The organism is Pseudomonas sp. S2_E01 (assembly GCF_054668365.1).
On sequence record NZ_CP162762.1, the window covers coordinates 4269792 to 4282984 of the forward strand.

Below are 13193 nucleotides of genomic sequence, written 5' to 3' on the forward strand. Positions count from 1 at the left end.
CCAATGGGCTAAAAGATGCTCCAGTACAAAAACACTGCAGAAGTTTGCTGCATTTATCTGAACAACATTACCTGAACAACAATAGCCACTCCCTAAATTTTGGCCGATCGGTGCGTATTCACTGCCGTTTAGGCCCTGGAAAACTATTCATGAAGAAGCTGTGTTTGCTGGGACTGCTCGTCAGCCTGGCCAGTCATAACGTATTGGCCGCTACGACTCCCCCGCCGCTGGAGAACAAGGACGCCTTCATCAGCAACCTGATGAAGCAGATGACCCTCGATGAAAAAATCGGCCAGTTGCGCCTGATCAGCATCGGTCCGGAAATGCCCCGGGAGCTGATCCGCAAGGAAATCGCCGCGGGCAACATCGGCGGCACGTTCAACTCGATCACCCGCCCGGAAAACCGTCCGATGCAGGACGCGGCCATGCGCAGCCGGTTGAAGATCCCGATGTTCTTCGCCTATGACGTGATCCACGGCCACCGCACCATTTTCCCGATCCCGCTGGCGCTGGCGTCAAGCTGGGACATGGACGCCATTGGCCGCTCCGGGCGCGTTGCCGCCGAAGAAGCCGCGGCTGACAGCCTCGACATCACCTTCGCGCCGATGGTCGACATTTCCCGTGACCCGCGTTGGGGCCGGACCTCCGAAGGCTTTGGAGAAGATACCTACCTGGTGTCGCGCATCGCCGGGGTGATGGTCAAGGCGTTCCAGGGCACCGGTGCCAACGCTGCCAACAGCATCATGGCCAGCGTCAAGCACTTCGCCCTGTATGGCGCAGTGGAGGGCGGTCGCGACTACAACGTGGTCGACATGAGCCCGGTCAAGATGTACCAGGATTACCTGCCACCTTACCGCGCCGCCATCGATGCCGGCGCTGGCGGGGTGATGGTCGCGCTGAACTCGATCAACGGCGTACCAGCCACTGCCAACACCTGGCTGATGAACGACCTGTTGCGCAAGGAATGGGGCTTCAAGGGCCTGGCGGTCAGCGACCACGGCGCGATCTTCGAGCTGATCAAGCACGGCGTTGCACGCGATGGTCGCGAGGCGGCAAAGCTGGCGATCAAGGCCGGCATCCACATGAGCATGAACGACACCCTGTACGGCAAGGAACTGCCGGGGCTGCTCAAGTCCGGCGAAATCCAGCAGAGCGACATCGACAACGCCGTGCGTGCGGTGCTCGACGCCAAGTACGACATGGGCCTGTTCAAGGACCCGTACCTGCGCATCGGCAAGGCCGAGGATGATCCGGCCGACACCTACGCCGACAGCCGCCTGCACCGCGCCGATGCCCGTGATGTGGCCCGCCGCAGCCAGGTGCTGCTTAAAAATGCCAACGAAACCCTGCCGCTGAACAAATCCGCGAAAATCGCTCTGGTCGGCCCGCTGGCCAAGGCCCCCATCGACATGATGGGCAGTTGGGCTGCCGCCGGTCGTCCGGCGCAATCGGTGACCCTGTTCGATGGCATGAGCAACGTGATTGGCGACAAGGCCAACCTGATTTACGCCCGTGGCGCCAACATCACCAGCGACAAGAAGATTCTCGATTACCTGAACTTCCTCAACTTCGATGCCCCGGAAGTGGTGGATGATCCGCGCCCGGCCAACGTGCTGATCGACGAAGCGGTAAAAGCCGCCAAGGACGCTGACGTGGTGGTCGCTGCCGTCGGTGAATCGCGTGGCATGTCTCACGAATCGTCGAGCCGCACCGATTTGAACATCCCGGAAAACCAGCGTGAGCTGATCCGCGCGCTGAAAGCCACCGGCAAACCGTTGGTGCTGGTGCTGATGAACGGCCGTCCGCTGTCGCTGCTCGAAGAAAACCAGCAGGCCGACGCCATCCTGGAAACCTGGTTCAGCGGCACCGAAGGCGGCAACGCCATTGCCGACGTACTGTTCGGCGACTACAACCCGTCGGGCAAGCTGCCGATCACTTTCCCGCGTTCCGTGGGGCAGATTCCGACCTACTACAACCACCTGAGCATTGGCCGGCCATTCACCCCGGGCAAACCGGGCAACTACACCTCGCAGTATTTCGATGACACTACTGGCCCCCTGTTCCCATTCGGCTACGGTCTGAGCTACACCGAATTCAGCCTGAGCGACATGGCGCTGTCAGCGACCACCCTGAACAAGTCCGGCAAGCTCGACGCCAGCGTCACGGTGAAAAATACCGGCAAGCGTGACGGCGAGACCGTGGTGCAACTGTACATCCAGGACGTGACCGGCTCGATGATCCGCCCGATCAAGGAGCTGAAGAACTTCCAGAAAATCATGCTCAAGGCCGGCGAACAGAAAGTCGTGCACTTCAGCATCAGCGAGGATGACCTGAAGTTCTACAACAGCCAGCTCAAGTACGCGGCCGAGCCGGGCAAGTTCAATGTGCAGATCGGCCTGGATTCGCAGGATGTGACGCAGCAGAGTTTTGAGTTGCTCTAACTCGGTCTAAACCAAACCTGTGGGAGCGGCGGTGCGACGATTCGACTTGCCCGCGATGAGGCCGTCACATTCAACATCTGTGTTGACTGCTCCGCCGCCATCGCGGGCAAGTCGAATCGTCGCACCGCCGCTCCCACAGTGGTTTTCCAACTGAAGATTTCTGGCGTTAGCCCTACCCCCGCCGATCCAACAGATTCACCACCACCCGATCCACCCATCCCCAAACCCGCTGCTTGACCCGCCGCCACAACGGCCGGCGTTTCCAGTCCTGCAGACTGACTTCCTCGCTCTTCGCAAAATCGCTCTCGAAACTGGCCACCACCGCCCGGGTCAGGCTGGGGTCCAGCGCCTCGAGGTTGGCTTCCAGGTTGAAGCGCAGGTTCCAGTGGTCGAAGTTGCACGAGCCGATGCTCACCCAGTCATCCACCAGCACCATTTTCAGGTGCAGGAAACAGGGCTGGTATTCGAAGATTTTCACCCCGGCCCTGAGCAGGCGCGGGTAGTAACGATGCCCGGCGTAACGCACGGACGGGTGATCGGTGCGCGGGCCAGTCAGCAACAGGCGCACATCGACGCCGCGACCGGCCGCGCGGCGCAATGAGCGGCGCACTTTCCAGGTGGGCAGAAAGTACGGCGTCGCCAGCCAGACGCGCCGCTGGCCGCTGTTCAAGGCACGTACCAGCGATTGCAGGATGTCACGGTGCTGGCGGGCGTCGGCGTAGGCCACGCGCCCCATGCCCTCGCCCGTCGATGGCACCCGGGGCAGTCGCGGCAGACCGAAATGCGCCGACGGTCGCCAGGCACGCCGATGGCGGTTGGCGATCCACTGGCGATCGAACAACAACTGCCAGTCGATCACCAGCGGACCGGTGATTTCCACCATCACCTCGTGCCATTGGCTGGTGTTTTCACTCGGCAGCCAGAACTCATCAGTGACCCCGGTCCCGCCCACCACCGCCAGGCACTGATCGACCAGCAATAACTTGCGATGGTCGCGATAGAAATTGCCCACCCAGCGCCGCCAGCTCAGGCGGTTGTAGAAACGCAACTCCACACCTGCCGCCATCAATCGCTGACGCAGAATCAGGGTGAAGGCGAGGCTGCCGTAATCATCGAACAGGCAGCGAACCCGTACACCGCGTTCGGCGGCCTGGACCAACGCCTGGACCATCGCCTCGGCGCACTCGCCCGCCTCTACCAGATATAACTCCAGCTCGACTTGCTCCTCGGCGCGGGCAATGGCGACCAGCATGCGGGGGAAAAACTGCGGACCGTCGATCAGCAGTTCGAAGCGATTGCCATCGCGCCAGGGGAAAATCGCGCCTTGCATGTCAGCGCGCCGTGAAGATCAGCACCGCACCCACCGGCACCGACAGACTGATGGCTGACAAACCGGCGACCTTGCGCAAGGATTCCAGACCCGGCGCCAGATCGAAATCCGCCGCGTTGATCACCAGCGGCTCTAGCGTCACCACCTGAAAACGCCGGTCATCCAGACGGGTGGCCAGCAGCTCGGCGTTGTATTGATGTTGCTTGCCATGAACGTTGACGGTGACCGGCAGGCGCAGTTCAAGTTGGGCGCCGTTGGCCAGATCGTTGATCGGCCCCAAGTCGATTTGCGCGCTGATCAGCGCTTCGGGGAACCGCTCGATCTCGAACAGATCCTTGCGCATGCGCTCATCGCGCAACGGGATGCCGCTGTTGATCGAATCCAGCTCGACCTCGACCTCGGCCACGCCCTTGGGGCTGACCTTGCCATGCAGTACCAGGAACCGCTGGACTTCGGAAATGTTGGCGTTCTTGGTGCTGACGAACGACAGCCGCGACGACTCGCCGTCCAGATACCAGTTGGCCTGGGCCGAGAACGTGGCGCCCACCAACAGCACGACGGCGAGGGTATTACAGACTTTGCAGAGTGACCGCTTGAACATAAAGACTCGTGGGGCAGATAAACCTGCACGAACCATAACCGCCCACGAGCCGGTTGCTCAAGGATTCAAGCGACAACCCTGGCGCTCGCCCAGCCACTGCGCGCTGTTACTGCGCCCAAGGCCCTCGACCGAGACACGTTTGGCGGCAGAATCATCGGTGAAACCGCTGACGGGCAGCCACTGTTTCACATAACCCCGGCAATACTGCGCGTCGTTGTTCATCACATAACGGCACGAGCAATATTCCTTGGCGGTGTAGGCACTGATGATGTCGGGGAAAGCCCACAACGCCACACGCTCCTGCCAGATCCAGCCGAGCAAGGCGATCAGCAGAAACACCCCCAATGCGGTAAACGGTCGACGGCGAACAAAATGGCGACGCTTCATGGTTGCACCGTCCCGGCAAAAGCCTGGCGCACTCGCTTGAGCAATTCGTTGTGGCGATAACTGCTGTCGCGATCATCGCCGTAGCGCACGATCACCAGGCGCTCGCTGGGAATCACGTACATCGCCTGGCCCCAATGGCCGAGTGCGGCGAAGGTGTCTGGCGGCGCATCGGGCCACGGACGCGCCGCGCCGTCCGCATCACGGTTGAGCCACCAGTGGCCGCCCGGCACCGCTTCGTCCTGGTGGGCCTGGTAACGTGCGAATGGCTGGCGATTGAAGGCCACCCAGTCCGCGGGTAGCAATTGCCGGTCACCCCAACGACCGTCGCGGGCCATCAACAGACCGACGCGAGCAAGATCGCGGGCCGTGAGGTAGGCGTAGGACGAGGCGACGAAGGTGCCGGTGGCGTCGGTTTCCCACACGGCATGGCGGATGCCCAGCGGTTCGAACAGCGCGGTCCAGGGATAGTCCGCATATCGGGCCGGGCCGACGATGGTTTTCAATGCCGCCGCCAGCAGGTTGCTGTCACCGCTGGAGTAACGGAAGGCCTGGCCAGGTGGCGCATACGCGTCATGCTGGGCGGTGAACCGTGCCATGTCCTGATGGCCACGGGTGTAGAGCATTGCCACCACCGAGGACTTCAGCGGCGCGTATTCGTAATCCTCCTGCCAGTCCAGGCCAGAAGCCCAGTGCAACAGGTCGGACAGGGTCAGCTTCGGGTGCCCGGCCAGCGGTGGGTAGAGCTTCGCTGCCGGGTCCTCGAGTTTGAACCGACCCTCGGCGTAGGCCACGCCGAGCACCGTGGCCATCAGGCTCTTGCTGATCGACCAGGTCAGGTGCGGGGTGTCGACGGTGGTGGGGCTCGCATAGCGTTCGTAGATCAATCGCCCATCGCGGATCACCAGCAAAGCGTCGGTGCGAACGCCCTTTCTGCTGACGTCGTCGCGAGGTGGGAAAGCGTAGGCTTCAAGCGCTTGAAGGGCCGGGCCGCCGGGAGTTGGTGTGGTGGACCATTGCTCGCCGGGCCAGGTTTCGGCCTGGGCGGTAAGGCTCACCAGCAACAGGAACAACAGGGACACGCCTTTGAACATGGCGGGGGCTCTGGGGAATGGGCCTGGTGAGGCTAGCTGAGGTTGATGACAGTTTTGGAATATTTGTCAGTCTTTAGGCCGCCATCGCGGGCAAGCCCGCTCCCACAGGGTTTTGGGATGTTCACAAAATTTATGAACACCACTGAACCTGTAGGAGCGGGCTTGCCCGCGATGGGGCCGGTCAATCCAGCGAAGATCCAGCCAAAGCCTTGGCCAACCGCTTCCCCCGCGCGCCCGCCGCCAACTCCATCACCGCCTGATCGCGCTGCCACATCGCGGCCCACTCTGGCGGTCCGTCGGCCAGGGCCTGGTTCACTTCGGCCTTGAGCGCGTCGAACTGTGCAAACAAGCCGCCCAGCAACACATGCCCGGCGGGGTTGTCGGGCGCCTGGCGGCTGACTTCACTGCAGCCGGCCAGCAGCGCGAGCAAGCGCAGTTGCAGTGCCTGCGGCCAGTCGCTGTCCTGGCCTACGCCATACAACCAAGCGGTCATGGCACTGAGCACATAGATGTCTTCAAGGGTGCGAAACGGTTTGACGTAGGCGTCCCAGCCATCCCCTGCAAGCAGTTCGCACAGGGCGTTATCCAGCAGCAGGCGGCCATGGCTGATGTCGGGCATCAGCGGGATCGGCGGCAGTTTTTCCACTTGCACGCCGGCCTCGCCAGCATAAACCACCGCCAGGCTCAGGCGCGGATCGTCGCCGGGCTCTTCGCTGCGAGCAGCAATCAGCAGCCAGTCGGCGGCATCACCGGCGGTGACGAAGTCCTTGCGTCCGCTCAGCCGCAGCTCGCTCAGACGGGTTTGCATATCGGCCGGGCGCAGGCTGCGCTGCTCGGTGGCACACAAAGCGCCCAAGCTCTGCGGTGCGCTCGGCCAGAGCATGCGCAGGGCCGCCTGGTAGCCCACCAGAAATGCCAGCCCGGGTGTCGCCATCAGGCGCCCACCGGCCACCGCCAGTTCAAAGGGTGTGACGGCTTTCAACTCAAGCAACAGGTTCGCAAAACCCTCCGCCAGGTCCGGATTGGCGGGCCAGCGATCACGGCGTTGCAACAGGGTTTGCCAGGGCATAAGAGGCTCCTTGTGGGCTGTCATATAAGCATCACCAAAGCTTAACGGCGATGACACCGGGGCTACATAGCCTGACTTTGCACAACAAGGCTGGATAAAGAAAGTCGATCCGCTGTAACCCAAAGACGGGTGAGCAGCCCGCACGGAGATTCGCCATGACTCAGATTGCCCGCATCAACGGCACCGGCAATGAACGCCGCCTGCAAGCCGAACGCCTGGTCGGCGCAAAAGCCCTGCAGGAAGCCCAGGCCTTGCGCTTCAACGTGTTCAGCGGCGAATTCGACGCCAAGCTCAAAGGCGCGGAGCTGGGTCTGGACATGGATGATTACGATGTTCACTGCGCCCACATCGGCGTACGCGACCTGAACACCGGGCGCCTGGTGGCGACCACCCGCCTCCTTGACCACACGGCAGCCAGCAGCCTGGGCAAGTTTTACAGCGAAGAAGAGTTCAGCCTGCATGGCCTCATTCACCTCAAGGGCCCGATCCTGGAGATCGGCCGTACTTGCGTCGACCCGGCTTACCGCAACGGCGGCACCATCGCCGTGCTCTGGGGAGAACTGGCCGAAGTGCTGAACGAGGGTGGCTACAGCTATCTCATGGGGTGCGCGAGCATCCCGATGCAGGACGGCGGCGTCCAGGCGCATGCGATCATGCAACGCCTGCGTGAACGCTACCTGTGCACCGAACACCTGCGCGCCGAACCGAAGAACCCGCTACCATCCCTGGACATCCCGTCCAACGTGATTGCCGAAATGCCGCCACTGCTCAAGGCCTACATGCGCCTGGGTGCGAAAATCTGTGGCGAGCCGTGTTGGGACGAGGACTTCCAGGTGGCCGACGTGTTCATCCTGCTCAAGCGCGACGAACTCTGCCCGCGTTATGCCAAGCACTTCAAGGCGGCCGTGTGATGGGCCGCGTACGGATGTACGCGCGAATCGCGCGCGTGCTGGGAGTTGTAACGTTGGGGTTGGGCATGGCCAGTGTCTTCGGAATGTTCGAACGCCTGGGCATGGCGCATTCCATGGTTCGCAGACAGCGCTGGTCGCGCTTTTTCATGGCGCGCCTGAGCAATGCCCTGCCCTTTCGCGTGACCGTACACGGGGAGTTGCCAAAGGAGTCGATGCTCTGGGTCAGCAACCACGTGTCCTGGACCGACATCCCGCTGCTGGGCATGCTCGCGCCGCTGTCGTTCCTGTCCAAGGCCGAAGTCCGTACCTGGCCGGTGGCGGGCTGGCTGGCGGCGAAGGCCGGCAGCCTGTTCATCCGTCGTGGCTCGGGTGACAGTCAATTGATCCGCAAGCAGATGACCCGCCACCTCGAACAGGCCCATCCACTGTTGATGTTCCCGGAAGGCACCACCACCGATGGCCGTTCGCTTCGCACCTTCCATGGCCGCTTGCTGTCGGCAGCCATCGATTCCAAGGTGAAGCTGCAACCGGTGGCCATCCGTTATCTGCGTGAAGGCCAGGCATGCTCGCTGGCCCCTTTCATTGGTGACGACGATCTGCTCTCGCACTTGATGCGCCTGTTCGCCAACGATCGCGGCGACGTGGAGATTCACCTGCTCAAGCCGATCGCCTGCGAAGGCCGGGAACGCGCCGTGTTGGCGTTCGAAGCGCAGCAAGCGGTGCAGAAGGCATTGTTCGGGACGATCCCGGAAACTCAACGAGCGCCGATGCGCCCCGCCATCGCGGCTTGATTTTTTGAATACGCTTGGAACCCTGTGGGAGCGGGCTTGCCCGCGATAGCGGTGGACCAGTCGACAACTCTTTGACTGATACACCGCCATCGCGGGCAAGCCCGCTCCCACAGGTACCTAGGCTGTCTGTGAGATCTTTGAAAAATCCTGCAACTGCGGATAAAACAGCCGAAAGTCCTCGCTCAACGGCTCATACAACTCGCGCAGTTCGTGCATCGCCCCCGCCAGTTCCTCCGGCCGTGTCAGCCGCCGCGCAATCCCCCGCAGCACCTGCTCCATCACTTCGAACTCGCGGTACGATCCCAGCCAGTCATCCGCCACCATGTACGGCGCAATCCGCGCCAGACGCTCGGGCAATTGCCGCTCACTGGACAGCACCCTGTACACGTCTGAGGTGAACAGCTCCAGCGGCCGGTCGGCGTACGAAGCCCAGTCCCGCGCGAGGCAGTGATCGAAAAACACGTCCAACACGATTCCCGCGTAGCGCCTGCGGGTCAGTGTAAAGCGCGACAGCGCCACATCCACCAGCGGATGGCGGTCGGTGAACACGTCAATGCGACGATGCAATTGGATAGCCGCTTCGACCTCCGGCGCAAATTGCCCTTGCAGCCGTCCCTTGACGAAATCGCCATACAGACTGCCGAGCAATTGACCGGGACGCTGGCCACCGAGGTGAAGATGTGCGAGATAGTTCATGGGCGCAGCTTAGCACCGCCCGGTGTTGCCCTGACACCTCATATCGTTATAACCCGATATAGCGAAATATGCGTTCGCCAGAACAAAATCATATTTGTGTATCGCGATGTAACGATTTAAATTTCGCTTCATCGCGATATAACGTTTTACACATGACAGGCCCCAAGCCATGAAGATTGACCTCGACGAAATAATAAAAGCCCTGGCTCACCCGGTACGGCGAGACATCCTGCACTGGCTCAAAAATCCCTCCGTCGAATTTCCTGACCAAAGCCACAGCAATGAACATGGCGTTTGCGCCGGGCAGATCGATCAACGTTGCGGTTTATCGCAGTCCACGGTGTCCGCGCACCTGGCGACATTGCAACGCGCCGGCCTGATCAGCAGCCGCAAAGTCGGCCAGTGGCACTTCTTCAAACGCAACGAGGAAACCATCCAGGCCTTCCTCAGCGCCTTCAGCAAAGAGCTCTGAACCTTCAGGGTCAAGGAATCAACAATGCCCCTCTCGCTACTCATTCTGGCCTTGAGCGCCTTCGCCATCGGCACCACCGAGTTCGTCATCATGGGCCTGCTGCCCGAAGTGGCGGCCGACCTCGGTGTGTCGATCCCCGGCGCCGGCTGGCTGGTGACCGGCTACGCCCTGGGCGTGGCCATCGGTGCGCCGTTCATGGCACTGGCCACCGCCAAATTGCCACGCAAGGCTGCACTGGTCGTGTTGATGGGCATTTTCATCATCGGCAACCTGTTATGCGCCCTGGCCACTGATTACAACGTGCTGATGTTCGCCCGTGTGATTACCGCCCTGTGCCACGGCGCTTTTTTTGGTATTGGCTCGGTGGTGGCCGCCAACCTGGTGCCCGCCAACAAACGCGCCTCGGCCGTGGCCCTGATGTTCACCGGCCTGACCCTGGCCAACGTCCTCGGCGTGCCGCTGGGCACGGCGCTCGGACAACAAGCCGGCTGGCGCTCGACCTTCTGGGCGGTGACCGTGATCGGCGTGATTGCGCTGATTGGCCTGATCCGATTCCTGCCGGCCAAGCGCGACGAAGAAAAACTCGACATGCGCGCCGAACTGCGCGCCCTCAAAGGCGCTGGCATCTGGCTGTCGCTGAGCATGACCGCGCTTTTCGCCGCGTCGGTGTTCACCCTGTTTACCTATGTCGCGCCGTTGCTGGGCGAAGTGACCGGTGTCTCGCCTCGCGGCGTGACCTGGACCCTGGTGCTCATCGGCCTGGGCCTGACTGTCGGCAACATCATCGGCGGCAAGCTGGCAGACAAGGGGTTGGCCGCCACGTTGATCGGGGTATTCATCACCATGGCGGTGGTGTCCACAGTGCTGACCTGGACCAGCGTCGCGCTGATCCCCACCGAGATCACCCTGTTCCTATGGGCCACCGCGTGCTTTGCCGCAGTGCCCGCCCTGCAAGTCAACGTGGTGACCTACGGCAAGGCCGCACCCAACCTGGTATCGACCCTGAACATCGGCGCTTTCAACGTCGGCAACGCCTTGGGTGCCTGGGTCGGCGGCAGCGTCATCGCCCACGGTTTTGGCCTGGCCAACGTGCCCCTCGCGGCCGCTGCTCTGGCAGTACTCGCCCTCTTGGCCACCCTGATCACTTTCCGCCAGAACGGTAATCCCGAGCTGGCTGCTACTAACTGATACCTAACGAAGGATTTTCAAATGACGACTCTTTTCGATCCAATCAAACTCGGCGACGTCGAGTTGTCCAACCGCATCATCATGGCGCCGCTGACCCGCTGCCGCGCCGACGAAGGTCGCGTGCCCAACGCGCTGATGGCCGAGTACTACGTGCAACGTGCTTCGGCGGGCCTGATCCTCAGCGAAGCCACCTCGGTCACCCCGATGGGCGTCGGCTACCCGGACACCCCGGGTATCTGGTCCAACGACCAGGTGCGTGGCTGGACCAACATCACCAAGGCGATCCACGGCGCAGGCGGCAAGATCTTCCTGCAACTGTGGCACGTCGGCCGGGTATCCCACCCGTCATACCTGAACGGTGAAGCGCCGGTTGCGCCAAGCGCCATCCAGCCAAAGGGCCACGTCAGCCTGGTGCGTCCAATGGCCGACTATCCAACCCCTCGCGCCCTGGAAACCGATGAAATCGCCGAGATCATCGAGGCCTATCGCACTGGCGCAGAAAACGCCAAGGCCGCCGGCTTCGACGGCGTGGAAATCCACGGCGCCAACGGCTACCTGCTCGACCAGTTCCTGCAAAGCAGCACCAACCAGCGCACCGACCAATACGGTGGTTCCCTGGAAAACCGTGCCCGCCTGTTGCTCGAAGTCACGGACGCCGCGATCGACGTCTGGGGCGCGGGCCGTGTCGGTGTGCACCTGGCGCCACGCGCCGACTCTCACGACATGGGCGACGACAACCTGGCGGAAACCTTCACTTACGTGGCTCGCGAGCTGGGCAAGCGTGGCATCGCGTTCATCTGCTCCCGTGAGCAGGAAGGTGCCGACAGCCTTGGCCCGACCCTCAAGGAAGCGTTCGGCGGTCCTTATATCGCCAACGAACGCTTCACCAAGGACAGCGCCAACGCCTGGCTGGCGAGCGGCAAAGCCGACGCGGTGGCCTTTGGCATCCCATTCATCGCCAACCCGGACCTGCCGGCGCGCCTGAAGGCCGATGCGGCGCTCAACGAGCCGCGCCCAGAGTCGTTCTACGGCAAAGGGCCGGTGGGTTACATCGACTACCCGACGTTGTAAGGCAGAACCCGTAACGCAAAAAGCCCCGACTCGAAAGAGCCGGGGCTTTTTTAATTGTTTGAAGCTGTGCCCTCCCCTGTAGGAGCGAGCATGCTCGCGATGGTAGCTCGGACACCGCGGGGCATCATGATACCAGCGTCATCGTTGACGACCATCGCGAGCAAGCTCGCTCCTACAGGGGGTGCGGGGCGCGGCAAAGCGACACAAAATTCCTACAAAATACGCCGCTTACCGGCTGTCAACATGGCCATCGGCCGTATATAACAGCACCCCATCACGAATTTTGTTTCATTTGCGCAGGCTGGGGCTCAGGCGCAGCATGTCCAGCCCGGTGTCGACCCAACGCTCGGCCTCGGTGTGCAGTTGAAAACTGTCGGGCGCCAATAACCATTGATACAGGATGCCATCAATGAACGCATGCAGGCTGATCGCGGCACGCACGGTGTCGAGGTCCTGCGGCAGTTGCCCGCGATTCACAGCATTTCGCAGCGCCAGGCCGATGCGTACATTGCATTCGAGGCAGGCGTCCACCCGCTGCTGGCGCAGGTCGCACATTTCATCGGTGAACTCGCACTTATGAAACAAAATCTCATTGATGCGCCGGGTTTTCGGGTCCAGCGCAACTTGATGAAACAAATGAATCAGCAGCTTGCGCATGCAGCCCAGAGGGTCGGGTTCATCTTCGTTTTCGCTGGCTTTGGCCATTTCATCCAGCGGCTCATGCAGCGTATCGAGCATGGCCTGCACGAGGTCCGCCTTGTTACTGAAATGCCAGTAAATGGCGCCGCGCGTCACGCCGGCCAGGGTCGCAATGTCGGCCAGTGTGGTGCGCGCAACGCCCCGCTCGTAAAAGGCTTTCTCGGCCGCTTCGAGTATCTGGCTACGGGTTTCCTGAGCTTCCTCTTTGGTACGACGGACCATGGCAGTACAACCTCAATCAGGGTGCTTCAGCAGTGCTTGAACAGGCGCTGAATAAATAGGGGCGAGCGCTCTTGGGCGTCGTCCCCGACCTACAAATTCGAGCTTTGAAACAGCTTTTGTAAGGGCTAGGATACGCACCAAAGGTATTTACAAACAACCATGAACGTAAGTATATTTCTTAGCAAGCTACTTATCCACTCAGCGCCGATTTTTTTACCTTTCAC

13 protein-coding genes are annotated in these 13193 nt (G+C 61.5%); 6 read left to right on the forward strand and 7 right to left on the reverse strand.

From position 1 onward, the window contains the following. The first annotated feature begins 149 nt into the window (after positions 1–149). The gene (bglX, locus tag AB4O36_RS19850; protein ID WP_460140079.1) at positions 150–2441 is read left to right on the forward strand and encodes a beta-glucosidase BglX; all 2292 of its coding nucleotides are present in this window, start codon (positions 150–152) and stop codon (positions 2439–2441) included. 172 nt (positions 2442–2613) lie between these two features. Here bglX and AB4O36_RS19855 read toward each other — a convergent pair whose 3' ends face one another. The 5 genes from AB4O36_RS19855 to AB4O36_RS19875 form a co-directional block, all read right to left on the reverse strand. Then, positions 2614–3771: a phospholipase D-like domain-containing protein gene (locus AB4O36_RS19855; RefSeq protein ID WP_460117355.1), complete on the reverse strand. Its 1158-nt coding sequence runs from the start codon at positions 3769–3771 to the stop codon at positions 2614–2616. A 1-nt stretch (position 3772) separates the two neighbouring features. Further along, complete coding sequence (locus AB4O36_RS19860; protein WP_460140080.1) at positions 3773–4372, reverse strand: YceI family protein; 600 nt, start codon at positions 4370–4372, stop codon at positions 3773–3775. A 57-nt stretch (positions 4373–4429) separates the two neighbouring features. Further along, positions 4430–4759 (reverse strand): amidase, encoded by a 330-nt coding sequence (locus AB4O36_RS19865; protein ID WP_460140081.1) that lies wholly within the window; start codon positions 4757–4759, stop codon positions 4430–4432. Beyond that, entirely contained in the window at positions 4756–5850 is a 1095-nt protein-coding gene (locus AB4O36_RS19870) for a serine hydrolase domain-containing protein (RefSeq protein WP_460140082.1), read from the reverse strand. Before AB4O36_RS19870 ends, AB4O36_RS19865 begins: the two co-directional genes overlap by 4 nt. 181 nt (positions 5851–6031) lie before the next feature. Beyond that, a complete protein-coding gene (locus AB4O36_RS19875) occupies positions 6032–6919 on the reverse strand; it encodes an acyl-CoA dehydrogenase (RefSeq protein WP_460140083.1) in 888 nt (295 codons plus the stop codon). A 155-nt stretch (positions 6920–7074) separates the two neighbouring features. Between AB4O36_RS19875 and olsB the strand changes: the two genes are divergently transcribed. Both olsB and AB4O36_RS19885 read left to right on the forward strand, forming a co-directional pair. Continuing rightward, on the forward strand, positions 7075–7830 hold the full coding sequence (gene olsB / locus AB4O36_RS19880) for an L-ornithine N(alpha)-acyltransferase (protein ID WP_460117360.1): 756 nt from the start codon (positions 7075–7077) through the stop codon (positions 7828–7830). Beyond that, positions 7830–8621 carry a lysophospholipid acyltransferase family protein gene (locus AB4O36_RS19885; protein WP_460140084.1) on the forward strand — a complete coding sequence of 264 codons (792 nt, stop codon included), beginning with the start codon at positions 7830–7832 and terminating at the stop codon, positions 8619–8621. Before olsB ends, AB4O36_RS19885 begins: the two co-directional genes overlap by 1 nt. Positions 8622–8738: 117 nt before the next feature. Here AB4O36_RS19885 and AB4O36_RS19890 read toward each other — a convergent pair whose 3' ends face one another. Beyond that, positions 8739–9317 carry an acyl carrier protein phosphodiesterase gene (locus tag AB4O36_RS19890; protein WP_460140085.1) on the reverse strand — a complete coding sequence of 193 codons (579 nt, stop codon included), beginning with the start codon at positions 9315–9317 and terminating at the stop codon, positions 8739–8741. Between the two features lie 169 nt (positions 9318–9486). Here AB4O36_RS19890 and AB4O36_RS19895 point away from each other — a divergent pair, with 169 nt between their 5' ends. From AB4O36_RS19895 to AB4O36_RS19905, 3 genes are read left to right on the forward strand one after another with little or no spacing between them, the layout of a single operon-like run. Beyond that, a complete protein-coding gene (locus AB4O36_RS19895) occupies positions 9487–9789 on the forward strand; it encodes an ArsR/SmtB family transcription factor (protein ID WP_460117363.1) in 303 nt (100 codons plus the stop codon). A 24-nt stretch (positions 9790–9813) separates the two neighbouring features. Next, positions 9814–10977 carry an MFS transporter gene (locus tag AB4O36_RS19900; RefSeq protein ID WP_460140086.1) on the forward strand — a complete coding sequence of 388 codons (1164 nt, stop codon included), beginning with the start codon at positions 9814–9816 and terminating at the stop codon, positions 10975–10977. A gap of 21 nt (positions 10978–10998) precedes the next feature. Beyond that, complete coding sequence (locus AB4O36_RS19905; protein ID WP_460117365.1) at positions 10999–12048, forward strand: alkene reductase; 1050 nt, start codon at positions 10999–11001, stop codon at positions 12046–12048. A gap of 288 nt (positions 12049–12336) precedes the next feature. Here the strand turns inward: AB4O36_RS19905 and emhR are convergent, their stop codons facing one another. After that, the gene (gene emhR, locus AB4O36_RS19910; RefSeq protein ID WP_460117366.1) at positions 12337–12969 is read right to left on the reverse strand and encodes an efflux system transcriptional repressor EmhR; all 633 of its coding nucleotides are present in this window, start codon (positions 12967–12969) and stop codon (positions 12337–12339) included. Positions 12970–13193: the final 224 nt, after the last annotated feature.

Excerpts from the sequence above, each read along its gene's own strand:
- bglX (WP_460140079.1), top strand. The coding sequence starts at position 150 with ATGAAGAAGCTGTGTTTGCTGGGACTGCTCGTCAGCCTGGCCAGTCAT.
- AB4O36_RS19855 (WP_460117355.1), bottom strand. The coding sequence starts at position 3,771 with ATGCAAGGCGCGATTTTCCCCTGGCGCGATGGCAATCGCTTCGAACTG.
- AB4O36_RS19860 (WP_460140080.1), bottom strand. The coding sequence starts at position 4,372 with ATGTTCAAGCGGTCACTCTGCAAAGTCTGTAATACCCTCGCCGTCGTG.
- AB4O36_RS19865 (WP_460140081.1), bottom strand. The coding sequence starts at position 4,759 with ATGAAGCGTCGCCATTTTGTTCGCCGTCGACCGTTTACCGCATTGGGG.
- AB4O36_RS19870 (WP_460140082.1), bottom strand. The coding sequence starts at position 5,850 with ATGTTCAAAGGCGTGTCCCTGTTGTTCCTGTTGCTGGTGAGCCTTACC.
- AB4O36_RS19875 (WP_460140083.1), bottom strand. The coding sequence starts at position 6,919 with ATGCCCTGGCAAACCCTGTTGCAACGCCGTGATCGCTGGCCCGCCAAT.
- olsB (WP_460117360.1), top strand. The coding sequence starts at position 7,075 with ATGACTCAGATTGCCCGCATCAACGGCACCGGCAATGAACGCCGCCTG.
- AB4O36_RS19885 (WP_460140084.1), top strand. The coding sequence starts at position 7,830 with ATGGGCCGCGTACGGATGTACGCGCGAATCGCGCGCGTGCTGGGAGTT.
- AB4O36_RS19890 (WP_460140085.1), bottom strand. The coding sequence starts at position 9,317 with ATGAACTATCTCGCACATCTTCACCTCGGTGGCCAGCGTCCCGGTCAA.
- AB4O36_RS19895 (WP_460117363.1), top strand. The coding sequence starts at position 9,487 with ATGAAGATTGACCTCGACGAAATAATAAAAGCCCTGGCTCACCCGGTA.
- AB4O36_RS19900 (WP_460140086.1), top strand. The coding sequence starts at position 9,814 with ATGCCCCTCTCGCTACTCATTCTGGCCTTGAGCGCCTTCGCCATCGGC.
- AB4O36_RS19905 (WP_460117365.1), top strand. The coding sequence starts at position 10,999 with ATGACGACTCTTTTCGATCCAATCAAACTCGGCGACGTCGAGTTGTCC.
- emhR (WP_460117366.1), bottom strand. The coding sequence starts at position 12,969 with ATGGTCCGTCGTACCAAAGAGGAAGCTCAGGAAACCCGTAGCCAGATA.